The following is a 25960-nucleotide window of genomic DNA, read 5'->3' as shown; positions in this document are numbered from 1 at the left end:
CCTCGGGTTCAGGCGTCGGTACGGGCCGGATGACGAGGACCATGGCCCGGCGCGGGGTCGAGAACGGTGACGTACGGCCTGCGCCCGGTGATCGCGTCCGCCATGGCGTCGTAGATCTCCAGAATGGCCTTCTTCGTGCGGGCGAAGCGGTCCGGGTCGTTGTTCTTGAATGCTCGGAAGGTGTCCATGACGTAGTCGACGTCGTCCCGGGCGACGCCGTACAGGTGGAAGTAGGCCGCGTCCAACTCCGCCCGCAGCCAGAACCGTCGCTCCTCGTCCCACCGGTATGGCGGGCCGTTGTCACCGTGGTCACGGGCGAAGGACTCCATGTCGTAGGAGGTGTAGGAGAGCTCCAGCGCTCGTGCCGTGACCCATGCACTCAGTCGCTCGTCCGGCTGCCATGGAGCGGATTCTTCGTATGCTTCTGGAGGAAGTGCAGGGAGTTGTTTGAATAGGAAATATTTCAACGATGTGCCGACTATTTTCTGGCGGGCGCAATAGTCAAGGACGAAAGATGTCAGGTTGGCTTGAAGAAGTGCTGCCCCATGAGGAGCTAGGGCGAGCAGGTATTTGTCTCCCACGGCCGATAGGGGAATAGCGCTACTGATTACAGTGCGGGTGTCGGAACTGCGGCAGATGTCGCGCCAGCCGAGAAGCCATTTTTTGTCCCACTGCCGATAGCGGCGACTGCTTTCGGCGTCGGTTTCCGGACAGAGTCTGGCCTCGACTTCCTTCTCGGCCACCCAGTAGCGGGGGAGGGCGGCGAAGGCAGGGTCGTTTTTCTGTTCAGGAGTGGGGCGGGGGAGTGTACCCATGTTGGCCTGGGCCTGGGTCTGTCCTTCGTAGGTGCCGAGACGGTGGTCGAAGTGGTGAATCATCTTCGCTTCGATGAGCGGCAGCATCCGCTGGCCATCACGAATGAAGACGTTGCCGTCCAGCTCCCAGCCGTCGTCCTCCAGTTGCTGACGATCGTGGAACAGCCCAGAGTCGTTTGCCATGTGCAGCATGGCCATGAACGACAGCCCCCAGGGGTTGTCCTCCGGCTCCTCCCGCCACAGCACCGGCATCCGGCGGTAGATGCGGAGGGTGATATCGGCGTTCTGCTTGAAGTCGAACACCGGGCAGGTGCCGGTGTTCGGGTTGAGGAGAGTGATGTCCTCCGGCGTGAGGACGAATCGCCGGTCGGTGAGCTGAGGGACCTGCCGGAGCCGGAACGCCAAGTTGATCCGGTCCTGCGGCGCATGGTGGCCTGATCCGGTCCACAGGCAGAATCGGAACGAATGGTGGACGTTGGGAAAGAGCTTCTCCTCGTTCTCGAAGTCGTAGAGCGAGGCGAGTGTCTTGGTCGTGACCAGATCTTTGAAGAAGTACTGGGTGGTGGCGTCGGTGGCGATGCCGGTGGGCAGTACCATGCCGACCCGGCCGCGTGGAGAGAGCACGGTCCGGCCGGTCTCGGCGAAGACCGCGTAGGTGTTGATGTCACCCCGGCCGGTCAGCGGATAGCGTCCTGACACGCGGAGCAGATGGCTCCACCCTTCCGCTTTGCGGAGCTCACCGGCGAATTCGGCGAAGAGCCGTCGGTCGGCCTCGTCCTCACTGGTGGCGAGCGCCGCGATGGCCTTCTTCCGGGCGGCGGCGTTCCTGGCGTTCGCGATGTCCTCGTTCCGGGCTGCGAAGAACTCCTTCTCCTGGAGCTTCACCCGCTCCCACGGCGGATTACCGATCACGCAGGTGAAGCCACCGCGCCAGCCGGTCGCCGGGTCCGCGTCCGTGCTGTCCTCGGGAACGGCGAAGATGTGCGGGAACTCCACGTGCCAGTGGAAGAAACGGTAGCCCTCAGTCAGGTTCTCTACCCGCTTCGCCACGGCCTTGTGGTGGGAGGTCCACTCGGAAGGGTCACCGCTGATCCAGTCGAGTGTCGAGCCGGTGATGGCGAGTGGCTCCGTCTCGGGGGTCTTCTCCTGCACGAACGCCGCGCACCAGGCATCGGCCTTCCGCTTGAGCGGCAGCCGCCCCGCGTCGATGTCGCGCAGGCGCCGGCGCTGCACGAGCGCGCCGGTCAGGTCGCCGGGAAGCGCGCGGACCAGCTCGGCGGTCTCCCTGCCGATTTCGGCGTTGGTGAGCAATCCGGCCGCGTAGAAGTCGAAAATTCCGAGGGTCTCCTTGGCGTTCTTCTTGGCGATGAGCGTGGCGATCTTCTTGTCGTCACCCTCGATCGGCTTGAACGCGTCCTTCGGAATGCCCTTCTCGATCAGCGCGGGCGTCACGCCGAGCAGGGCGTTGCCGACCCGGATGTTCGTGTCCAGGAAGGCGAGGGGTTTGCCCGGCTCCACCGACTCCAGCCAGAGCGAGACCTTGGCCAGCTCGGCGGCCATCTCGTTGATGTCCACACCGTGGATGCAGCGGGCGACCACCTCGCGCATCGCCGTACGGACCAGGTCGGGGGAGGGCTCGTCCTCGCCGGAGCGGATCTCGGCGACGCGCCGGGCGATCCGGCGGGCCGCGGCGACCAGGAAGTGCCCGGATCCGCAGGCCGGGTCGCACACCGTGATGCTCAGCAGCGCTTCCACCTTGGCCGCCGCGTCATCCGCCGTGCGTGCCGCCTCATCGAGGAGCGGATTGAGGGTGCTGTCCAGAAGGGCTCCGGTCAGCGAGGGAGGCGTGTAGTAGGAGCCGGTGGTCTTGCGTTCGTTGCCCGCCGCCGTGGTGAGCGTGTAGGTCTGCTCGGCGGGGTCGTAACGGGGGTGGAGCTCCAGCAACGACTCGTAGACGCTGCCCAGTTCCTCGGAACCGAGGTTGCGGAAGTCCACCGGACGTCGCTGGTCGCCGGTTTCGGCGATGGCCAGATGGCGGACCGCGGTGATCAGCGCCTGGTTGGTGAGGCGCAGACCCTCCAGAGGCTCGTCCAGCTCGTCGGGGCGCGACGGATCGAGCGGCTCACCGCTCTCGTCACGGGTGATGCGTTCGAACAGGCCGCCGATGCCGGGCAGCGCCAGCTCGGGCAGGCCGCTCTCCGTGCCGAGGGCGGTGAAGACGAGTCGGACGGTCTCCCACAGGTCGTCGTGATGGTCGGCGCCGCCGCGGCGGGCACGCTCCCGGAGCCGTTCGGCCGAGAAGAAGCGCAGGTAGCGCTCGCGTGCGGCAGCAGGGGCGGAGGGATCGAGGAGCACGTCCCGATCCTCGGTGACCATCCAGAACAGCATCCGGTAGACCAGCCGGAGCACCGACCGCTGGTAGTCCTTGAGCTTCAACGTCCCTGAGGCCAGCTGTTCGCGCAGCGCGGAGTTCGCGGGATGGCGCAGGAAACCGGTGCCGAGGGTGTTGATGGCCTGCTCGACGCCGCCGCGCAGCCGCTCCTTGACCCGTTCGCCCTGCTGGATAACGGTGCTGCGCCACTTCTCCAGCCAGCATGAGGACGGGTGCTCGTCGGGCTGCACGGCGAAGCGTGAGGCGTGCACGAGCCGGAAGAGCAGCATGAAGTCGGAGAAGAGCTGCTCGCCGAAGATGAGCTCCAGATCGAACTCGACGTACGCCGATCCGGCCAGGGAGCGCGAGTCGCGGATCAGACGCAGCTTGGCGCCGTTGGACAGGATCGCCCACAGGTGGTCGCTGGAACGGTTGAGCAGTTCCTGCAGCATCGACTGCGGAGCGGCGTCGGCAGCGCCCGCCACGCCCTTGGTGCGGTGGTCGAGATCGACGGCCCAGCCGAGCAGGTGAATCGGGACGTGCATCCAGCAGTGGCTGACCTTGAACGTCTTGTCCTCGACGCCCTTGACGGTCAGGCCACCTGCAGACGTCGTGACCAGCGCACCGTAGCCGTAGTTGAGCTCGTGGAACAGGATGAGCAGCCAGCGCTCCCGAGTGAGTCCGGTGAGAGGGCGGCCCTCCACGACGGCCCTGTCGCGTTCGCGGACGAATGCCTTCCACACGCCGCTGAGACGGTCCCAGGCACGGGAGGCGGCCTCGCGGACGTTCTCGTGCGGAGCCAGGCCGTACGCCGCCGATTCCCGCCCGGGAAGGTCCTTGTCCTCCAGCACCCGGGTGAACAGGTCGGCGGGGAGCAGACCGCCCGCGACGCGCAGAGAGGGGAAGGGCGAGCGACTCACTTGGCTCCTCCTGCCACGACCGGGAGGTAGATGTACAGGCCGAGGACGTCGGCGGGGGTGTGCGCCTCAACATTGATCTTGCTGATGCCGCTCTGCCGGGTCGCCTGCCGTACCCGGACGTGGGATTCGCGGAGACGGTCCGCGGCGACACGGGCCTCGGCGTCCAGGTGCGGCCGGAGCTGCTCGAGATGGCCGATGACCCGGGTCAGGTCGTCGGCGGCCAGTTCGGGAGCGATGTTGCCGCCGGGCTCGGCGCTGAGCAGGGCCTCGACCTCCTCCTTCGGCAGCCACTCGGGCTCGGTCGGACGGCCCCGGTAGGCGAGCACCCGTGCCTCCTCCGCGACCATGGGCCTGGGGCCCTCACGGCCCGGCAGCGTGAGGTGCATCCGGAAACGCACCAGCAGCAGGGTGGTGCGGCGCGCTACCGCGCCGGTGCGCATTACACCGCAGCGCCGGGCCGGACGCGGACCGGGGGCCATGGGGTCGAGCGCGCTGTCCAGGACGTATCGCGCCACCGCGCCCACGTGCGGGTCGGTCCGGTCCAGATGCGCGTGCTTGCGCGGCACGGGAAGAGCGCGGTGGAACGGCAGCGGCTGGGCGTGGCCGGGCGGAAGGGCGTCCCGCAACCCCACCGGGAGCGTGGCGGTGACGGCGTCGAACCCGTAGTCGCGCTGCGAGAACGACGAACCGAGCGCGTTGAGGGCCTCGTACACGAACTCCTCGATGTCGCCGCCGGTGCCGAGACTCGCCCGGACCTCCTCCAGCTCGCGGGCGACCTCCTCCGGCTTGATGCCGGCCTGAGCGAACTTGGTCCGCGACTCCTTCTCCTTGGCCGCGGAGCTCTCCCACTCCTGGTGCAGCTGTGTGCGGCGCTGCCGTCCGAGGTCCTCAAGCCCTTCCAGCGCCGGCTGGTGCGCTGCGGGCTGGTTGACGAGGAGCTCTTCCAAGACGGCCTCGACGACCTGGTTCGCCGAGTCGGGCACCGGAACGCTGACGCCGAGCTGCTTTCTGATCTCGTTGTGCTTGCGGACCAGGACCCGCATGACGATCTCGTCGATCTGGTTGTCGGCCCCGATGATGGTCACCGCGCGCACGACGTCGTAAGGCTGGCCGAACCGGTCGACACGGCCTTCCCGCTGCTCGTGCCGGGTCGGGTTCCACGCCAGGTCGTAGTGGACGACCGCCTGGAAGTGCTCCTGCAGGTTGACGCCCTCCGACAGGCAGTCGGTGGCGATCAGGACGTGGCGGCCCTTCCGGTCGGTGAGCTCCCGGATGCGGTTCTCCCGGTCGGAGGGCGGCAGGGCGCCCGTCACGCATTCGACTACGGCGGTCGTGCCGAGAGAGGTCCGCAGATGCGCGGTGACGTATTCGGCGGTGTCGATGAACCGGCAGAACACCACCGGGTCGTAGCCGTCGGCCAGCAGTCCCTGGACGGTCTCGTCGAGCTTGGCCAGCTTGGCGTCGGCCTTCCCCGCGAGCTTCTCGGCCCGCCGGGCGAACTCCAGCAGCCGACGCCGTTCGGGGCTGTCACCCTCGGGTGCGCTGTCCGCGCCGGGCAGCACGTCGACGGACTCCGCGGATTCGTCCTCGCTCTGGTCCATGACGGTCGCCTGGCCGAGCTTGTCGGCCTCCTCCGGCGTCTCGGCGTCGGCGGCCTTGGCGCGGGTGCGCAGCGTCGCGGCGGCGGCCTTGGGGGATGAGGCGAGGGCCCGGAGCAGGGCCAGCGCGGACCAGTAGCGGACCCGCTGGCGGAGATGGCCGCCGGAGGAGTCGCGCACGGTCTCGCGGGCGTAGGCGAGGACCGCGTCGAACAGCTTCCGGTAGTCCTCGGTGAGGTAGTACTGCTCCTCGCGGGTCTCCCGGTCCGAGGGGAAGCGGGTGTCCTCCAGGAACTTGCGGATGTCGCCGCGGCGGCGCTGCACCATGTGCTTGGCGAGCCGGTCACGGCCCTTGGCGGTGGCCAGGTTGAGGTCGGCGAGCTCTGGGTCGAGCAGGCCGATCAGATTGCGGAAACCCTCGTCCTTGCCGCTGTGCGGGGTCGCGGTGACCAGCAGCAGGTGGCGGTCCTTCTTGGCGGCGAGCTTGCGGACCAGGTCGTAGCGGAGCGTCCGGCCGCCGCTGGACGAACCGTCGGCGACACAGGTGTGCGCCTCGTCCACGATGACCAGGTCCGGGCAGGCCCGCACGAAGTCGTCGCGGTGCTTGGCCGACTTGATGAAGTCGGTGGAGACGATCGTGTAGGGGTACCGATCGAAGACCGACTGGTCGTCGAACAGGCCTCGCTCCAGCTTCTTGACGGTGCTGGAGAGCACCAGTTCGGCGTCGATGCGGAACTTGCTCGCCAGCTCGGCCTGCCACTGCTCGGCCAGCGCCGGACTGCACAGCACGGTGAGTCCTCTCGCGCTGCCCTGGGCCAGCAGTTCGGCGGCGATGAGTGAGGCCTCCACGGTCTTGCCGATGCCGACATCATCGGCGATCAGCAGGCGCACGGTCTCCTGGCGCAGAGCCATCAGCAGCGGGACGAGCTGGTAGGGGCGCGGTTCGACGGCGAGGCCGGCCAGTGACCGGAACGGTCCAGCGGTCGCGCGGAAACCCACCTGCAGCGCGGTGCGGAGCAGGCCGGCGCTGAGCGCGTTCCCGGCGTCCTCGGGCAGGGGAGGAGGGAAGGTCGCCTGGGTCACCTGCTCGATGCCCGTCAGGATGCCGGCGACCTCGTCGTCGCTCCCGCCGAGCGGGCGGACGACCAGCATTTCGGGGCCGGAGTCGGGCAGGACGACCCAGTCTCGGCCGCGTGCCCGCACCAGTGATCCGACTGTGAAGCTCTGCACTTACCCGTCCCTCCGGCTGGTCCCGAAAACGCTGGGGTACTTACGGACGATCTCGCTGTATTCCGCACCATAGGGCACGCGGAGAACACCCCAGCCGAGCTCACGCAGCTCATCCGCCATGAATTCGTCCCGGTCGGGCCGGTCGGCGTCGTCCGGTCCGTCGACGAAGACCGCGACGGGGCCCGTCGAGAGCCGGTAGACCAGGTCGACCTTCGCGCCGCACCCCTCCACGGTGACGGCGACCTCGTCCGGGCTGAGGTACTCGCGCTCCTCCAGCCAGCAGACGAAGGCGTGGCGCGGGTCGTCGGACTCGACGGCCTGACGGACCTCCTCCCATACCTTCACCGGGTCGGTCTCGGGCGTGTCCATCCTGGTGGCGGAGTGCGCGCAGGCCACCAGCAGGTCCCGGGCCAGGTGGCGGTCGATGAGCTGGTGGGTGCCCTGGTTGGCGTACGACAGCAGGCAGTCGTAGCAGGCCCGGGCACAGCGCTCCCCGTTGACGACACCGCCGAGGTCCTCGCCGCTCTCCGGGTCGAAGTGGGCGATCTCCAGCGCGCGGCGCGCGACCCGGCGCAGGGCGTCGGGTTCGGTGAGGAGCCGTCGCAGCACGCCGGCGCCCCCCTCGGAGCTCTCGACGAACAGCGTCCTCCCCCGGTCGTCGGGGTCGGGCAGCAGCTCACTGGCCAGCTCGCTGTCCTCGAGCTGGAACTCCGTCTCGATGCCGCGCTCCAGCGCGTACATGAAACTGATCGCCGCCTCCTTCGAGACGGGCCGGCCTACGGCGTTGCGGACGATGAGGATGTTCCGGCTGTCCTCGACGTAGGGGATGACCTTCTGCTTGGTCTGCACGCTGTCGGCGTCACCCAGCTCCTGCACAGCGGGGTCGGCGTCCAGGGCCTGCTTCTCCGACAACCACCGGCCATTGCGGACGTTGATCCAGTAGCCCTCGCTCTCCTGCTTCCTGCGGCGCAGGCCGAGGTTGGTCACCCGGACGGTCGCGGTGTCGCCGTACTCGAGGTCGAGCAGCGGCTCCTCGCCGTGGACGACGGACGCGTCGAGGCGGCCGGGCCGTACGCCGTGGTCGTTGAACCGGTAGGAGGTCATCAGGTCGTAGCCGGCCCGGCGCCGTTCTTCCTCGTCGGAGGAGATCCGGTCGCGCCGCGAGGCCTTGACCGTCTGCAGGCGCAGCAGGCGGTGCATGGGTCGGCCGAGCTTGCGCCGGCAGCGGTCGCAGAAGTCGTCATGCTCCTCGTACAGGTGACCGCAGGACTCGCACCGGCGGGAGGTGCGCGTGTCCAGACCGTCGCCGCTCTGCTCTCCCGGGGCGAGCTGCACCTGGTTCACCTGGTAGCGCAGTCCCTCGTGGTAGATGAGCGCGCCGGGACCGAACTCGCTGATCGCGATGAAACGAGGCCGCTGGATGAACTCGCCCTCGTTCTGCAGGCCGCGCCGTCCGGGCACGTACGCGCGGAGCGGGAGACGGGGGAAGGAGTAGCCAGGCAGGAACCCTTCCGAGGCGAGGTAGCGGTAGGTGTAGAAGTCGGTCTGGAAATCCTCGGCGTTCTCGTTGATCAGCAGGCGGAGCTGGTTCTCCGCCTCGCGGCGGCGCGCGCTCGCGTAGTCGCGGTCCTTCTTGCTGACCGAGTGGTCGCCGATGATCCGGTGCTGGTGCTCGCGCTCGGCCAGCGCCGTCCGATACAGCTCACGCCAGCGCTGACACGCCTGGTCGAACTCCGCCGGAGCGTCCTCGGCGGCCCGGTCGATCCAGTCGTCATGCCACCAGGAGGTCCTGGCCAGCTCTTCCGTCAGTCCGGAGAGCATCCTGCGTGCCCGTTCCGCGGTCCGCACCCGAGCCTCAGAGGAACTGATCGCCTTCTTGACCTCGGCATTGAGCGGCAGAGCCGTGTTGTCCTCGGAGATGTCGATGACGCCGGCCATCGAGCGGTCCAGGGCGAGACCGGTCTCGGCCAGCCAGATCGCATGGACGTGCGAGCGGATGAGGTCCTCGTTGGTGAGGTCGAGCCGGGGAGCGGCGACCGAGCCGGCCACCATCTGGTCGCGGTGCCGGAAGAAGTACTGGTCATGGGCGCTGCCCGTGGCGCAGTAGGTGACGGCCAGCGCCGGCTGCCCGGACCGGCCGGCCCGCCCGGCCCGCTGGGCGTAGTTCGCGGGGGTGGGCGGCACGTTGCGCATGGCCACCGCGTTCAGATTGGCGATGTCGATGCCCAGCTCCATGGTGGGGGAGCAGTACAGGACCGGAAGCTCACCCTCGCGGAAGGCCTTCTCCCGAAGTGCCCGGTTCTCGTTGGTGACCTGGGCGGTGTGCTCGCGGGCGTGCAGACCGGCAAGCGTGTCGGACAGGTCGGCGTACAGCCGCTGGAAGAAGGGGTTGACGCGTGGCCCGAGCTCGGCGGTGACGGTCTTGCGGAGCGGGTCCTCGGCACCCGACTTACCGTCCCCGGGCCGCCACAGGATCGCCGACGCTTTCAACTGGTATCCGGGAGCGCCGTCCTCCTTCGCCTCCTGCACGATCGTGAGGAGGTCGGCGGACTTCAGGACCTTCAGCAGGTCGCTGATGATCTTCTGGGCGTCGTCGCGAGTGAGCTTGTGCTTCAGGTGAGGGAACTGGTTGGGGCGCAGCAGGTAGCGGCCGAAGGCGCCGTGACCCGTCAGATGGAGGTGCCGCCGCGAGCCGCCCTTGCCGCCGGCCCGGGCGAAGGCGATCCCGGTCTCGGGCTTCTGCTCCCGCTCCGGCAGCGCCCACGGGTCCCGCAGATGCTGCTCGCTGAGCTTCTCCACCTGCTCGAAGCCCACATCGGTCAGGCAGTCCACCTCGATCGCGAGGACCCGCCGCAACTCGTCCAGCAGCACCCGCATGAGCTCCTCACGATGCTGAGGGGCGTCGTCACGCAGGGCGTGGTGCTGGGATTCCCACAGGTCCTCAGCGGCGGCGATCTCCGGCAGGTCGAGGTAGTCGACCTTGAGCAGCCCCGTCTGCTCGAGGTTGGGCATCGTGATCCGCCAGCCCCGCTCCAGGTCGAGGTAGAGCCGGTAGCCGATGACCCGGCGCAGCGCCTCCCAGGCCTTCTTCTCGGCACTGAAGCGAGCCTCCGGATTCCGGGCGAAGTCGGCCATCCGGAGACCCAGAGCATCGGTCACCTTCTGCTCGATCACCTCGTGGGTGAGCCCCTCCGGGCTCGAGGCGAGAGCCCGGTGCAGGGCACCTCGCAACTGCACGACCTGGATGAAGTCGTTGAAATGCCCGGCCTGGAGGCTGGCGTCCTGCCGGTTGTCGGAGAACGCCAGCAGCTTCTTCGCCTCGTCGTCGACGGGCTGCTCCCGCAGACTGCGGACCACACTCGCGCTGACCACCGACGTCGCCGAGCTACGGCCTTCCAGAGCCAGCGATCCGAGCCGGGCGAACTCGCTGCCCCGCGCCTGCTCGTAGGAGGTACGGCACTGCAGGCAGAACATGAAGGGACTGGCAACGTAGGCGGCCCTGATGCCCTCTCCCTCGTCCACCTGGTAGCCGGTGGTGTCGACATGGACGATGGACGGCAGGTACTTGCGGCGGGCAGGCGCCACCGTCACCGATCCGTCGTCAGAGGTGAGCAGCCACGCCTCGGGAATGCGCTGCTCGCTGATGGCCACGTCAAGCGAGTCCGGCCAGGGGACCTGAGAGGAGACGAACAGATATCCGTTGGCCGCTTCACCACCGCTGGCGTCCCGCTCCTGGCGGGCGGTGAACCGGACGCGTCCCTGGTCGTCGGTTCTGGAGACCGACAGGTACTCCTGACCGCACTCCCGGCAGAAGGACGCGGGCACGAGGATGCGGTCCTTGGTCGAGGGCCGTGCCTCGGGAACGACGGTCTGGTAGCGACTGGTGATGTATCTGACGTCCTCCGGCTCGATGCTCAGGTAGACGTTGTCCCCCTTGGAGAGGAACTGGTGCAGCCGGAACGCGAACACCGGCCGCTGGGTGCGGGGATGCGACAGCGCGGCGCCACGCTGCAGGGTCTCCTGGATGGCCCTGACACAGCTCTCGTTGGGCTGCCCGGTCAGCCGTTCCAGATCAGCGGCCGCCTCGGACACGGTGCGGGGGCGCGGTGGACGCCGGAGCCGCTTGGTCTCGAGGTCCTCCACCACGCCGAACTGGCTCTCCACCCATGCGGAGAGGGGAGCGGACACGAACCGGTCGTAGTCCAGATCCGAGATGCCGCGGAACGCGTCGCCCGTCAGCACGCTGCTCGGGTCGGCGGTCGTGGCACGCTCCAGGGTCTCGCCGATGACATGGGCTCGTGCCACCGGGACCCCGAAGAGCCTGGTGGCGACCTCGGCCACCTTCGCGCGCCGGTCCGCCTCGCTGCCCTCGGTGGTCATGGTGGCCGAGGTGCCGACGCACTGGATGTCCTGGGCCTGACAGGCGTCCCTCAGCCGCCGGACCAGCATCGCCACGTCGGCGCCCTGACGTCCGCGGTAGGTGTGCAGTTCGTCCAGGACCAGCCAGTGCAGGCCCCGCGCCGCGGTGATGAGGCGCTCCCGCTCCTTCGGTCGGGTCAGCACCAGTTCGAGCATCACGTAGTTGGTGAGCAGGATGTCCGGCGGGTTCTTGAGGATCTCCTCCCGCTCGTGCTCCTTCTCCTGGCCGGTGTAGCGGCGGAACGTGACCGGCTCTCCCCCCTCGGGATAACCACGCTGCAGGAACTTCTCCAGCTCGTGGAGCTGGCTGTTGGCCAGGGCGTTCATCGGGTAGACGATGATCGCTTTCACCCCGGGCTGGTAGGTCCCCTTGTGCTGCTGCCGCAGGACCCAGTCGACGATCGGGACGATGTAGCTGAGGCTCTTGCCGGAGCCCGTGCCGGTCGTCAGGACGTAGCTCGATCCCTGCCGGGCGATCTCGATGGCCTCACGCTGGTGCTTGTGCAGGCCGACGATGTGCCCTTCGAACCCGTGAGGCTCGTCCTTGTGGACGCGGAAGATCTTCTCGCACTCGGGCTGGAGCAGGTCCTGAGCGACGAGCTCGCTGACGGTCCCACCGGGAGCGAAGTTGGGGTTCAGCGCGAGATACGGGTCGGGCCACTGCTCGCCCTCGGCCATCCGGGTCTCGACGTGCTCGCGGATGCGGCGGTCGTAGATCTCCGTAAAACCGGAAGTGAAGGCCTGGTAGTCGGCGATCAGTTGCTGATGAACTTCAAAAACGTCCATACCGTCCACGATCTTCGGTCTCTGCTCCCTGCCGGAGAAGCACGTTACAGGTCTGCACCGACACGGAACACGCCGCTCTTCCAGGCAATCTTCTCCCTCCTATCATCACTCCATTACAAACTGTTACATCGCCGGAGGTCGGCTACGGGCACTTGTTGCCGAACGGAGACATCTTGATCGACGGGTGCATGGTGAGCGGTCCTCTTCGGTGCCTCGGCGGACGGAGACCCGAGGCCGGCCGATTGCCACGAAGGGCGGACCCTCACTCCGTCGCGTCAGCGGCTGCAGCGGCCATTTGTTCCAGCCGCTCCGGCGAACTCGTACGAGCTCGGAGGCCCAGCGCTTGACGCCGGACCCGGGAGGGGCACCGCCGAAGAAAGACGACCACGTCGCTCTCCGAGCTCGCTATGGTCGTCACCTGGTCGATGGGGACCGACGCTCCATCGGCTCTGCAGGACACCTTCGATCGGATGCTCGACGCTCGGTTCCACCGCCTGCAGGAACGTAAGGTCTACGACGCGTTCACCGTGTTTTCTCCCGTAGGCGGGCGATCAGGCATCGCCTGATCGCCGGTCGATATCGGCTTGCTCAGCCGTATCTCCTCCGCCGCATATCCCAGCGCGCGGTAGAAGCCACGGGCTCGGGTGTTGGCCGCCCCAGTCTCCAGCGTCATGCGCTGTAGGCCACGGTCGCGCGCCCATGCCTCGGCGGCATTCACCAGAGCACGCCCGATGCCCGTCCCCTCCGCCTCGGTAGAGACGACGAGCTCGCCGATGTAGGCGTCCACTTGGCCGGTGAAGTGCCGACGGGTGGTCACAGTGACGAAGCCCGCGACGCTGCCGTCGCCGATCGCCACCAGTACGCCATGACCATCGCTGCTACTTTGCTCGAGAGAGTCGGTGACCCAACCGTGTACGGCGTCGGCAACGACGGAAGCGTCCCGCCAGGCCGCGACGCCTTCGGTCAGGCGCGAAGCCAGCGCGACAACGGCGTCACGGTCGGCATCCCGATAGGGCCGGATCACGACGGAGACCTGTCCATCACTCATGATCGAGAGTCTGTCATCAGCCCCTCATGTGAAAAAACAGTTCCAACGTGATTCATCGAGGGCTCATGTCGCCGTTGTCGCCTGCTGATCCTGAGGGTGGAGATCGTCATCGGTTCGTGGGCGGCATCACTTGAAGATCTTCATCGACTCCGATCGGTAGGACATCTCGGAGCAGTACGGCTTCTGATCGTCTACCGCCGGCCAGTGACGGAGATGATCAAATGTGATGACCCGTTATATGTCACATCTTGCATGATTGCCTCCAGTTATACATAGAGTTATGCCATGTCAGACTCGGGGAGGGTGATCTCCCGAACAGCGTCTCCCTCGGAGTGGCTTGACGCGGCCGAGGCGAAGTGGGCACCGCAGCTCCGTGATGTCTCCCTCGTGTGCGAGGTGGATGTCAAAAGGCCCACTGTCCTGAAGGCAGCTCAGGCGCTGGGCATGGTCTACCGGCAACGGATCATGGCGGATCGGTTTCGCGGGATGTTCGAGCGCTGGCCCGCATGCGTCGTCATCGCGATGACAGGAGTGGCCCGCTTGGAGTTCAAGCAGCACACGTTCTGGCCAGAGTGGTGGGACGCCTGTGGCTGGCGGGGTAACGACATGCACCACCGGGAATGGGGAAGCGCGTACATTGCGGCTCTTCGAAGCCTTGATCTCCCTCTCTCCACATCTGGCCAGGCATACCTCGGCTCCATCGTCATGCATGCCGGAATACCGGCGTACTGCCTGGAGGACCTGCTCCGATTGCTCCTGCAACGGAAGGCCCAGGATCCTGGGCTCGACGCCGCAGCGTTCTTTCATTGGGCGACCGCGGGAGAGCATCGGCTGCACGGTGTCGACGAGCCGGTGCGACGGTTCCTCCTGGCGGACTCGGAGTACGCCCACGATGTACTCGACCGCTGCATCGACCTGCTTGATCGTCTCACAGAGCCGGAGCCTGATCTCGACGCCGTCGGCCTGCCGTCTCACATCGTGGAAGCCGCTCAGAAGTTGGCGGAAGAGGGCAAACTGACGCTGGAGCGGTCAGCCGCTGAGAGGGGAAGCAGTTCCCGTTGTCGAAGTCCGCAGGTAGGGCTTGATCCGTTCGGTTACGGCGTTCAGCTCATCCTGCCTAGGACGGGTGCCATATCAGCAGAGGTCACCGAATGGACGATCAACGCTGACGGCGTTCGAAGTACGGTCCGGAGTCAGAGCGCATGGGTCGGTGTGGCGGAGGAGGCGCCGCCAACCACGTATCCGCTCTCCCAACCGGTCCGCATGGTTCGCGTGCAGTCACCCCGCCTCTCGAAGGAAGTGACACTGCAGGTCATCGATCCGGCGGAGCCTTGGTTGATCTTCACTGAGGATGGCCGGAGACTGCCGGCCGGCCGGCAGTTGCCTCTGGAAGCAATCTGGGTCCTCTATCCCGACGATCTGAAACTGGACTCGGACACCCCTCTACGGGAGATGGCAGAGGGGAGGCTGCCGCTTGGTTGGAACGGGTGGCGGTTGGTTCTGTTGTCAATGGAAGGCAGACAGTGGCTGGGACTCGCCGGGAGGGAATTCAGCCGAAGAGCTGTACGAGGCCGAGCCCAACCCAGATTGATCACTGGTGAGCCTCTGGTCGGTGTCACGACGCCATACGGTTCCGCCGTGCATGCCGATCTCCCAGAGATCTGGCTGCCCGCAGAGTCCCAGATGACGTGGCATGTGGAGATAAGGCGGGTGGGTGGTCCCGTTGTTTTCTCCAGGAGCTACACAGTCGACCAGGCTGCCTCGGTGAAGAGAATGTGGGAAACGGTGGAGCGGCCTATTCTCGGTGCTTTTGAGATCACGGTTCGCGGATCGATCGGCCGAGGCATGCGCAGGACCGTTTTCATTGCCGAGGGCTTGTCCGTTTCTTACACACCCGAGATTCGCCTGTTCACAGAGGAAGGGCTGGTTTCAGGGCGGAGCATTGTGGTTCCTCCGGAGGGCGGCAAAGCCAGCCCGGCCGAAGTGAGCTTCACTGCGCACGACGTGGCCGAGGTGATCGAATACCGTGCAGGCGATGAGACCGAGCCGCTGGTTGTCACACCACCCCATGCTCAAGTTCTCCTGCAGAACTCCACGGAGCCAGCCACGTGGAGTGCTGGACCGGTGCAGCTCACCGCAGAGTCTCTCGAGGATGGCGGAACGCTGCTCCTGCGTATTCCGGCAGTTGATGATTCTGAACCGCTCCATCTCGTGTCAGGCGGCGCCGACCGTCAACTGGTGGAGGTGAGTGGACGGCAGAACGGTACAGGGAGATACAACCTTGCTCGGCTGGCCGATACCGTGCGCTCTTACCCTCACGCGCAACTCGTGGCGACAGTGAAAGGACAACGATTTCCTGTCGCGCATATCCGGCCCATGCGCCTTGCCTCTTATGTCGAGCATCACGGTGAGATCCTCCGGCTTGGAGATCCGGCCCATGTCGAGGGATTGACCGCAGGTATCTACCTTGCGACCGCGCCCTGGCGTGAGCCCATAACTTATCCAATAGAAGCCGACGGAACGGTGTCTTTGCCTCCGGCGCTTCAGAACGCGGGGCCGATGATTGTGCACCTGCGGATTGAGGATCCATGGGTGCAGGTCGATTGGCCGCGTTGGCCGGACTATTCTGCTGCCTTTGTCTGCGCTAATCCGGGTGTGTATCCAGGAGATGACCCCGAGGAGGAGACCCTGGCTCGCTACATGGCCGGATACGCGAAGATTTCGGGTATATCTAGGCTCGACCGGCTGTGGACCCTCATAGACCTCGCGGATCATCTCCGTTTCGGTCCCGGCGCGGCGAAACTGGTGGCAGACTGTTCTGCGGAACTGCGTAATTCGCCATTGGCGGCGCTGCGGGCGCTTCGTTCAGTGGAACTGAACCCAGGCAGAGCTATCGTCGTCCTGATCGACTCTGGGTTCGCCGCTCTAGCGCCGGAGAGTCATGACGATGAGGAAACGACGCGCGAACTCTGGTCATTCTTCCCCGCCGCAGCAGTCCTGCTCTCCACCGCTCAGCCTGTAGGAGAATGGACCCTCCACGCTGAAGACCAGTGTGGCGACAGCCTCGTGGACATCCTGGATGGTGGAGATCCTCACATCGCTGTAGGAAGATTCGGGCCCGGTGCCGAGCAGTTGGCCGCACTGCCACCAGAGCAGCAGGACATGGCGATCAGGGCGTCAGGTTGCGTGCCGGCCGCGCTGCTAGACGAGAGAAACCGAGCATTCGCCGCTCACAAACTGCTCGGCGAACGGGAAACCCCTCAAGCGGCGAATGTTGCCCGTGAGTCCTCCAGGATTCTCAGGCGTGCCCGTCACATCCTCGCCCATAAACATCGATCCCGTGATCTCCTGCATTTTGTCGAGGAACGCCGTCACCCGGAAGGAAAAGGCGGATGGCTCGCCCTCCCTGCCGTCTCCCTGGGATTGGCTCTGATCGCGAGACTGGCAGCGCGTGGGGATGACGAGTGCGTCGCTGTGGAGCGGGAATTCCGCTGTCACTGGCGCTTGCTGGCAGAAGTCGCTCCCGACTTCATCACCATCGACCTGGTTCTCGCTGAGCTTCTTCTCGTCTCCCAGGACATACGGTCGGCGAAACCTCTCACATAGAACAACGTACGGAGTGAATGTGGACCTCCTGGCCACGAGCAGCCTCATTGCCTCGACCTATCGGCGCTATCTTCAGTCGATCCTGCCGGTCCGGGATCCGGAGATCGCCGAGGCGCTGGCCGCCGAGATCAGCGGTAGTCCCATGCTGACCAAGGGACCGCTGCTGGAGGCGACTCCGCCCTATCAGACCGGGGCCACACTCCGGCAGCTCATCGGCGAGGGAGTGCTCACCCCGGGCTTCGCCGACCTCGGTGGTCCCGAGCTCCCACTCGACCGGCCGCTCTACCTGCACCAGGAGCAGGCCCTGCGTAAGGCCACCGCCGGGCGGAACCTCGTCGTGGCGACCGGCACCGGATCGGGGAAGACCGAGAGCTTCCTGCTGCCGATCTTGAACTCTCTGGCCGCCGAGCACGCGCGCGGCGAACTCGGACCGGGCGTGCGGGCCCTGCTGCTCTACCCCATGAACGCTCTCGCCAATGACCAGCTCAAACGTCTGCGCCGACTGCTGGCCGCCGCACCGCAGATCACCTTCGGCCGCTACACCGGCGACACCCGGGAGCGGAGCGGGGACGCGCAGGCCCTGTACGACCGGCTCCACCGCGGGCAGCCGCGTCTGCCCAACGAGCTGCTCAGCCGCGAGGAGATGCGCGCCCGCCCGCCGCACCTGCTGCTGACCAACTACGCCATGCTGGAGTACCTCCTGCTCCGCCCGGCCGACCTGGACCTGTTCCAGGGCCCGTACGGCGGGCACTGGCAGTTCATCGCGCTGGACGAGGCGCACGTCTACGACGGCGCCAAGGCCGAGGAGCTCGGCATGCTCCTGCGCCGCCTGCACGACCGGGTTGGCGACGGGGAACGGCTGCAGTGCATCGCGACCAGCGCTACGGTCGGCGACGAGCCCAGCGCGGTCATGGAGTTCGCCACCAAGCTGTTCAACGTGCCCTTCGAGTGGGACGGCACCGACGCCGGCCGCCAGGACCTCGTCCGCGCCACGCGCGTGCCCACCCCGTCCGGCCCGTTCTGGGGACCGCTGCCCGGAGAGGCCTACCGGGAACTGGTCGGCTCCGACGATCCGTCCGGCGCCCTGCTCCGGCACGCCGCCGCCTGCGGTACCGCCTTCGACGACCCGGGCCTGGCCCTCGCCCACGAGCGGAACATGGCGGAACTGCGTGGCGCCCTCGCGGACGGCCCGCGCGGCTTCACCGAGCTGGCGCGGCTGCTGTTCCCGGACGACGGCGCGCGGACGCTCGCCGCGCTGGTCGCGGTCGGCGGCCGGGTCCGCGACCGCTCCGGCTCGCCGGTCCTGTCGGCCCGGTACCACCTGTTCGCCCGGGCCACCGAAGGCGCTTTCACCTGCCTGACCCAGGCGGGCCCGCACGTCTCGCTGAGTCGGCACGAGGTGTGCGCCTCCTGCCAGGGAGCTATGTTCGAACTCGGCACCTGTAAACGGTGCGGGTCGATCCATCTCATCGGCGCAGTTCGGAGTGGCCCGGAGGGAGATGGCTTCCATCCGCGGATCAGACATGACGAAGTACGCACATGGCTGCTCGTTGGTGAAGCACCCGAGCTGACCGACGAGGACGACGAGGCCCTGGAGAAGGTGGCTGACGCCTCGGCCGAGGAACGGTACCTGTGCCCGCGATGCGGTGCTCTTCACGGAAACAGACCTGCCCAGTGCGGGCGGGAGGGATGCGGGGAGACCCTGCTCCGGCCGGTCCGTAAACTCAAGACCAGGGAAAGCTCACCCACCGGCTGCCTCGCCTGTGGTGCTCGTGGTACCGGGATGATCCGCCAGTTCGAGAGCGGCAACGAAGCGGCGGCAGCCGTACTTGCCACCGCGCTCTACGGTGCGCTCCCGCCGGACCGCGACGAAGAAGCAGCGGACAAGCCCGGTAGCGGTCGCAAACTGCTGACCTTCAGCGACAGCAGGCAGGCCGCTGCCTTCTTCGCGCCCTATCTGGAGAACAGCTACTCGACGATTCAGCGCCGACGTCTCATCCTCAGCGGTCTGACGCGAGCTACTCGTGACGGTGAGCCTGCGGGTATTGACGATCTGGTGCACCATGTCGACAAGGCGGCAGTCGCAGTAGGAGTCTTCGAACGTAGGGCGTCCAAGCAGCAGCGTCAGCGCGATGTGGCCCTGTGGATCATGCAGGAACTGGTCGCCATGGATGACCGCCAATCCCTCGAAGGACTCGGTCTCATGCGTGTCGAGTTCGACCGTGAACCCGGCTGGCGTTTCCCCCCAGCCCTGTCCTCCCTCGGACTGACAGAGGTCGAGGGCTGGGCGCTGCTCGGTGAACTCACACGGACGCTCCGTCAGAAGGGTGTGCTGACCATGCCCGAGGACGTCGATCCACGCGATGAGGCCTTCGACCCCCGTCGTGGTCCGATCTTCGTCCGGCAGGACGGATCTGAGCAGAAGGTGCTGAGCTGGTTGCCGACCAAGGGCACCAACCAGCGCCTCGACTACGTCCGCAGGTTGCTCGCCGCGTTGGGGTCCGGCCAGGACGAGCGGAAGGTGCTCGCAGGCTGCTGGAGAGTGATCACCAGTCAACCGGATGGGTGGCTCCAGATTTCGTCTTCGGCACCCTCCAAGCTTGGTGAAGTTCGCCAGGTAGATCACGGACGGCTCCTGTTGACGCCTGTTGCCACGGCTTACCAATGTGATCTGTGCCGTCGGGTCGCCCACGTTTCCATCCGGGGCGTCTGTCCCACCATCGGATGCATGGGCACCCTGGTCGAATTCACTACTCCCGATGTGGAGAAGGACGACAATCACTACCGGGTCATGTACCGGTCCATGGAACCGGTCCCGCTGACCGCCCGCGAGCACACCGCCCAGTGGACCGGCGAGGAGGCTGCGGCCATCCAACAGCAGTTCATCAATGGTGAGGTGAACGCGCTGTCGTGCTCCACTACCTTCGAACTCGGTGTCGACGTCGGCGAGCTACAGGCCGTGATGTTGCGCAACATGCCGCCGACCACGGCGAACTACATCCAGCGCGCCGGCCGGGCGGGCCGCCGCGCCGACTCTGCGGCACTTGTGGTCACCTACGCGCAGCGGCGCTCACACGACCTGTCCCGGTACGCCGAGCCGGAAACGATGATCGCGGGTAAGGTGCGCGCGCCGTACGTGCCGCTGGGCAATGAACGCATCGATCGACGGCACGCCCACTCGATTGCGCTTGCCGCGTTCCTCCGGCAGGCCAAAGCCACCACCGGAGAGACTTGGAACACCGCGGGGGACTTCTTCCTCGCTCCCGATGGTGAGACGGCACCCTGCACCCGGGTCCGGGGCTTTCTCACCCCGGTGCCCGCGGACATCGCTGCATCCTTACGGCAGGTGATCCCCGCGTCGGTACAGGAGAAGATCGGGATGGCGGCGGGTACCTGGGTGGACGAACTGTGCGAACTGTTGGAGAAGATGCGCGCCGAGCTGGCTCAGGACGTCGAGAGCTTCGACCAGCGACGCGAAGCGGCGGCAGTGGCCCGCAATTACCGCTTGGCGGATCGCTATCAGCGCACCATCAACACCCTGACGAGACGGCCGTTGATCGGGTTTCTCGCCAACCACAACGTGCTGCCCAAGTACGGTTTCCCGGTGGACACCGTCGAATTGCGCACGGCCTATACGGACACTCCGATCGGAGACAGACTCGAACTCAGTCGTGATCTCTCTTCCGCCATCTATGAGTATGCTCCCGGCTCCGAGATTGTCGCAGGCGGTCTTCTGTGGCGGTCCGGCGGCCTCTACCGCTTGCCCAACCGGGAACTGATCAGCGCGAGATATTTCGTGTGCACCCAGTGTCGTCACTACTGGGAAGGAGCCGGTCTGGAGCCGACCTGTCCCGCATGTGGGCATGTGATGCTGACGGCACCTCGGGAGTACTGCGTTCCCGAGTTCGGCTTCGTCGCGGAGAGTGCTACCTGCAAGCCCGCCATGACACCTCCCAAACGCTCATGGAATGGTGCGACGTATGTTCTCTCTCTCGCTGCCGAAGTGACTGAGCAGCGTTGGCGTACGGCATCGGGTGGCACCGTTACGGCCAAGGCCGGCCCGCGCGGAGAGCTCATCGCGATTTCAGAAGGACCCAGCGGGGCCGGTTACATGATCTGTGATTGGTGCGGGTGGGGGAGTGGCTGGACGAACAAACTTCCTAAGTCTCATACAAACCCCCTCAACGGCCGTGAATGTTCTGGGCGTCCGAAGCAGCGATCATTGGGGCATCGCTATCAGACGGACATCCTCGAGCTGAGTTTCGACTCGCTTGCCGCTCCGGCTCACACGAGCGGTCAACACTGGCGTTCGACGCTGTACGCCCTTCTTGAGGGCGCCGCTGAGCGGTTGGAAATCAACCGTGACGATATCGACGGTACGCTCTATCGAGACGGGTTGGTCATCTTCGACACCGTCCCGGGAGGAGCGGGTAGTGTCCTGCGTATCGCTGAAGCCTTTGATCAGGTGGTGGAGGCGGCTCTGAAGCGGGTCGCAGCCTGTGACTGCGGTGCGGAGACTTCGTGCTACGGGTGTCTGCGTGCCTATCGCAATCAGTCCTTCCATGAAGATCTGAGCAGAGGGGCGGCTCAGCAGGTCCTGTCCCACCTGATCGGGAACGGTGCGTTCGTGCGCCTTCTCGAGTAGAGGACTACTGGATCTCCGTGGAGCTTGATGTTTCGTTCCTTGAAGCAGGACGGCGACACGGATGTCGAAGAGCGGGCCGTCCACCATCCAGGCGCCAGGTCCGGCGGTCGAGTAGACCGGTCACGATGTTGCCGAAGCGATCTGGACCTGATGGAGGTGATGTCCTCCGGATTCCGCGAGGCCGGAGGAGATCGGGGTGATATCGGGTCGAACCCGGAGCGCATCGAGTGGAACGATGTCCGGATGACAGGCACGACGGATGGGCTCCGGCGGTTCACTGGACACGAGGAGACGCCCGGGGACCCGATCACGGATTCGATCCACCGGCTGGTCCTCGCGGGCGGGCGGGGCAGCCGCGCCGTCCTCGACGACCTCTCCTGCGCCCTGTTCAACGTCGTCTCCGACACCGGCCTCGCGGAGCAGGCCCTCGACGTCCTGGCCGGCGCGGAGCCGAGGACCTGGATCGAGCTCGACGCGGCCCTGCGCTCCTGGACGTACGGTTACCACGGCCCGCGGAGCACGCCGCGGGCCGTGGCAAAGATGAGCAACCCGCTCGCCGTCCTGCTGGCCGCCTGCGGCCGGGACGGCCGCGAACGCGAGAAGGCGCTGGCTCACCCCGCCATGCGCGTGGACGCGAGGCTGGCGCCCGTGCTGGCGATCCGGACCGTCGACTGGGTCGGCGCGGTCCGGCGGCGGGCGCTGCGGACCTTGGCCGAGGCGCTGTCCGGCGCGGACGCGGCGGCGCTGCGGGCGGTCGTCCCGGTCGCGGTGCGGCTTGGGGAACGGCACCGCGGCCAGGCCCTGACCGACCTGGTCCGCGACGCGGTGCTGCGCGCCGACGCCGGGACGCTGCACGCCGTACGACGGAGCGAGGACCTGCGGGCCCGGCGGTTCGTCCTCGAGGTCGCATTGCAGGCGGGGCGGATGGACCGGGAGCAGCTCGTCGAGGCGGCCCTTGTCGACGATCACAGAATTCCCCAGCTTGAGCTGCCGTAGCGTCACGTAATTCCCCACCCCCGCCGTCACGTAATTCCCCATGGGGACGACGGTGGCGGGTTTCGGGGTCCTGGCCATCGAGATAACGGCACGCTTCCCTCGTTCAGTGGTCGAGCGATCGAGGGACAGCCCGGATGGCAAGGAGAACGTTCACCGTGGTCGACATCACCGAGATCTACCTCCACTGGTACGCGGGCCGCTCCAAGAGCGCGGTCGCCACCTCGCTGGGAGTGGACCGCAAGACGGTCAGGAAGTACCTGGCCGCGGCGGAGGCCGCCGGGATCACCCCGGGCGGGCCGCCGATGAGCCAGGCCGACTGGGCCGCGCTGGTCAAGCGCTGGTTTCCCGAGCTCGCCGATTCCGCGCTGCGGCAGATCACCTGGCCGCAGATCGACAAGCACCGCGACTACATCAAGGGCCTGCTGGGGACGGTGACGGTCACCACGATCCATCAGCGGCTGCGCGACGAGCACGGGCTGAAGGTGTCGATCTCCTCCTTCCGCCGCTGGGTGCACGCCACGCTGCCCGAGGAAGCGCAGCGCTCGCAGGTGACGGTCCTGCGCCAGGAGATCGAGCCGGGAGCCGAGGCGCAGATCGACTACGGCTTCCTGGGCCAGTGGACCAACCCGCGCACCGGCACCCGGCACCGGATCTGGGCGTTCGTCATGGTGCTGCCCTGCTCGCGGCACATGTTCGTCCGGCCGGTGCTCCATCTGGACCAGCACGCCTGGACCGAGGCGCACGTGGAGGCGTTCGGCTTCTTCGGCGGGGCACCGCGCCGGCTGGTGCCCGACAACCTGCGCACCGGGGTGGACAAGCCCGACCTCTACGACCCGAAGATCAACAAGGCGTATGCCGAACTGGCCACCCACTACGGTGCGCTGGTCGACCCCGCCCGCGCAGGCAGACCGAAGGACAAACCGCAGGTCGAGCGGCCCATGCCCTACATCCGTGACTCGTTTTGGCGCGGGCGGCAGTTCGTCTCGATCGAGCACATGCAGACCGAGGCGATCGGCTGGTGCATGCAGGTCGCGGGCCGCCGCCAGTGCCGCCCGCTGGGCGGCGCCGCCCCCGCGACGGTGTTCGAGGCGGTCGAGGCCGGGGCGCTGCTGCCGCTACCGGCCCGGCCGTTCACGCTGGCCCGCTGGTCGGCGGCCACCGTCGGGCCCGACATCCACGTCAAGGTCGGCCGCACCCTGTATTCGGTGCCGTGGAAACTGATCGGCCGACGCGTCGACGTGCGCTCCACCGCCACCATGGTGCAGATCTTCTGCGACGGCGCCCTGGTCAAGACACACGCCGCGCTGGAGCAGGGCAAGCGCACCGACGTGGGCGACTACCCGCCGGAGAAGATCGCCTTCCAGATGCGCACGCCGGTCTGGTGCCGCGCCCGGGCCGAGGAGGTCGGCCGGTCCTGCCGCGCGGTCATCGATCATCTGCTGGAGGTCAACGCCCTCTACCGGCTGCGCGCCGCCCAGGGGGTGGTGGGCCTGGGCGCCAAGTACGGGCCGGGGCGGCTGGAGGCCGCCTGCGCCAAGGCGATGACGGTCGGTGATCCCTCCTACCGCACCATCAAGGGCATCTTGGTGGCCGGCACCGAGAGCGAACCGGAACCGGAGACCGGCGGCGACGGCGGAGCCGGCGGCTTCCTGCATGGTCCGCAGCAGCTGTTCGCGGCCGTGCAGTTCCCGGGAACGGCGGAGGGCCTCCGCCAGGGCCAGTGCCATGACGAGGCTGAGGGGGCCAGCCGATGAGCTTTCTGGATGCCGGTCTGCGCGAGGCCCTGAGGACGCTGAAGTTGTCCGGCATGCTGGAGACCCTGGACGCCCGGCTGGCCCAGGCGCATGGCGGCGAGTTCGGGCATCTGGAGTTCCTGCAGGTCCTCTGCCACGACGAGATCACCCGCCGGGAGAGCGTCGCCTTCCAGCGGCGGTTGAGCCGGGCCCGGTTCGAGCAGCAGAGCACGCTGGAGGAGTTCGACTTCGCCGCCTCGCCCAAGCTGCCCGCGGCGCAGATCCGGGACCTGGCCGCGCTGCGCTGGCTGCACGCCGGAGAATCGGTGATCTTGTTCGGTCCCGTCGGGGTCGGCAAGACCCACATCGCCCAGGCCCTGGGGCATCTGGCCATCCGTCAGGGCGCCGGCGTCCGCTTCGCCAAGACCAGCCGCGTCCTGGCCGAGCTGGCCGGCGGGCACGCCGACCGCACCTGGGACAAACGTCTGGCCGAGCTCCTTCGCCCGGACGTGCTCATCTTGGACGACTTCGCGATGCGCCAGCTCACCGCCACCCAAGCCGACGATCTCTATGAGCTGGTCAGCGAGCGCCGCGGCCGGTCCCTGATCGTCACCAGCAACCGCGCTCCCAGCGATTGGTATCCGCTCTTTCCCAACCCGGTCGTTGCCGAATCGCTCCTGGACCGGCTGATCAACACCAGCCATCAGGTCATCATGAACGGCCCCAGCTACCGGCCGAACAAGCGGCCCCAAAACGGCGCCGGCAAGACAAGCGCCACGCCCATCAGCTAGACATGAAGCCAGCCAGGCCCTGGGGAATTACGTGAAGTTAGGGCTGGGGAATAACGAGATCGTCCACAGCTGCACGAGCCCGACGTGGTCTCCCACGTCCGGTGCGCGCGGGCGCTGTCGGCCGAGGCGGTCGAGCACGGCCGGCCCGAGATCATGGAACCGCTCCTGGAGTGTGCTTCGGCGCGGGTCCGCGTCGAGGCGCTGACCACGCTGGTGCGGCTCGGCCGTACCGAGGCGGGGCCGCGGTTTCTGGCGGATGGTTCCGCGATGATGCGGTTGACCGCGCAGTGGGCGGTGCGCCGGGCGGGTGGCGACCCGGCCGGCTTCTACCGGCGGAGTCTGTCGGATCCGGCGGCGGGGGGCTCGCGCGGGCTGCTGGCCGGGCTCGGCGACTGCGGTGTCGCGGCCGACGCCGATCTGGTCCTTCCCTATCTGCGTGATCCGAGGCCGCGGGTGCGGGCCGAGGCCGTACGGACCCTCCGCCGGCTGGGCGCACGCCGATGTCTCGGCGATGCTGGAGGACCCCGCGCCGGTGGTGGTCCGCGCGGTGCTCACCACGGTGCGGACCTCGGGTCCGGGGGTGCCGGTGGAGCGGTTGTGGGCGCTGCTCGGCGCCGGTCGTCCCCGTCACGTACGGCAGGCCGCCCACCGGCTCCTGGCCGACCGGGACGCCTGGACCCGGGTCAGGGCGGACCTGCTCCTGGCGGGGGACGCGGACGAGGTGCTGAGCCTGCGGGCCCGTACCGATCTTTCCGCCTGGTGCGCGCGGGACGCGGCACAGACCTACCAGGGGTGCCCCGACGGGATCCGCGATGAGCTGGAAGAGCTGCTGTCCGCGGTGGAGGGGAGGATCGGCGAGGGCGACGCCCGCCTGCTGCGCTGGCTGATCGGGACCGGCGGGTGAGCGCCGCGGGACTCATGGGCGTGCCCGGTGTCCGTCTGACGGCGGCGGGCGGCGGTGCCGAGCGGCCGACCGCCCGACCGCCCGGCGCTGCCTCGGTG

The 25960-nt window shown here is 67.2% G+C and carries 9 protein-coding genes and 1 pseudogene; 6 read left to right on the top strand and 4 right to left on the bottom strand.

Annotated features, from left to right (window positions below):
• Positions 1-8: 8 nt before the first annotated feature.
• From ABD823_RS04205 to ABD823_RS04190, 4 genes are all read right to left on the bottom strand, one after another.
• Complete coding sequence (locus ABD823_RS04205; RefSeq protein WP_344856085.1) at positions 9-4106, bottom strand: Eco57I restriction-modification methylase domain-containing protein; 4098 nt, start codon at positions 4104-4106, stop codon at positions 9-11.
• Positions 4103-6934, bottom strand: a complete 2832-nt coding sequence (locus ABD823_RS04200) for a helicase-related protein (RefSeq protein WP_344856082.1) — start codon at positions 6932-6934, stop codon at positions 4103-4105. The genes ABD823_RS04205 and ABD823_RS04200 overlap by 4 nt, the downstream gene beginning before the upstream one ends.
• Positions 6935-12139 carry a DEAD/DEAH box helicase gene (locus ABD823_RS04195; protein WP_344856080.1) on the bottom strand — a complete coding sequence of 1735 codons (5205 nt, stop codon included), beginning with the start codon at positions 12137-12139 and terminating at the stop codon, positions 6935-6937.
• A gap of 511 nt (positions 12140-12650) precedes the next feature.
• Positions 12651-13187, bottom strand: coding sequence for a GNAT family N-acetyltransferase (locus ABD823_RS04190; protein WP_344856078.1), 537 nt, complete (start codon positions 13185-13187; stop codon positions 12651-12653).
• A gap of 285 nt (positions 13188-13472) precedes the next feature.
• Here ABD823_RS04190 and ABD823_RS04185 point away from each other — a divergent pair, with 285 nt between their 5' ends.
• From ABD823_RS04185 to ABD823_RS04160, 6 genes and pseudogenes are all read left to right on the top strand, one after another.
• Entirely contained in the window at positions 13473-16793 is a 3321-nt protein-coding gene (locus ABD823_RS04185) for a hypothetical protein (RefSeq protein WP_344856077.1), read from the top strand.
• Between the two features lie 19 nt (positions 16794-16812).
• Positions 16813-21438, top strand: coding sequence for a DEAD/DEAH box helicase (locus ABD823_RS04180; protein WP_344856075.1), 4626 nt, complete (start codon positions 16813-16815; stop codon positions 21436-21438).
• A 243-nt stretch (positions 21439-21681) separates the two neighbouring features.
• Positions 21682-22434, top strand: a complete 753-nt coding sequence (locus ABD823_RS04175) for a hypothetical protein (RefSeq protein ID WP_344856073.1) — start codon at positions 21682-21684, stop codon at positions 22432-22434.
• Positions 22435-22589: 155 nt separating this feature from the next.
• Positions 22590-24101 (top strand): annotated as a pseudogene (gene istA / locus ABD823_RS04170) (IS21 family transposase); the annotation flags it as partial.
• A gap of 83 nt (positions 24102-24184) precedes the next feature.
• A complete protein-coding gene (gene istB, locus ABD823_RS04165; protein WP_344856071.1) occupies positions 24185-24958 on the top strand; it encodes an IS21-like element helper ATPase IstB in 774 nt (257 codons plus the stop codon).
• 436 nt (positions 24959-25394) lie between these two features.
• The gene (locus ABD823_RS04160; protein WP_344856069.1) at positions 25395-25862 is read left to right on the top strand and encodes a hypothetical protein; all 468 of its coding nucleotides are present in this window, start codon (positions 25395-25397) and stop codon (positions 25860-25862) included.
• Positions 25863-25960 lie beyond the last annotated feature (98 nt).

Source organism: Planomonospora alba, from assembly GCF_039534085.1.
GTDB lineage: Bacteria > Actinomycetota > Actinomycetes > Streptosporangiales > Streptosporangiaceae > Planomonospora_B > Planomonospora_B alba.
The sequence above is the reverse complement of the archived record's forward strand: the minus strand, read 5'-3'. Positions and strand labels throughout refer to the sequence as shown.

Bases quoted from the DNA above. Each gene is read 5' to 3' on its own strand.
- ABD823_RS04195 (WP_344856080.1), bottom strand. From the start codon at position 12,139: ATGGACGTTTTTGAAGTTCATCAGCAACTGATCGCCGACTACCAGGCC.
- ABD823_RS04190 (WP_344856078.1), bottom strand. From the start codon at position 13,187: ATGAGTGATGGACAGGTCTCCGTCGTGATCCGGCCCTATCGGGATGCC.
- istB (WP_344856071.1), top strand. From the start codon at position 24,185: ATGAGCTTTCTGGATGCCGGTCTGCGCGAGGCCCTGAGGACGCTGAAG.
- ABD823_RS04185 (WP_344856077.1), top strand. From the start codon at position 13,473: ATGTCAGACTCGGGGAGGGTGATCTCCCGAACAGCGTCTCCCTCGGAG.
- ABD823_RS04175 (WP_344856073.1), top strand. From the start codon at position 21,682: ATGACAGGCACGACGGATGGGCTCCGGCGGTTCACTGGACACGAGGAG.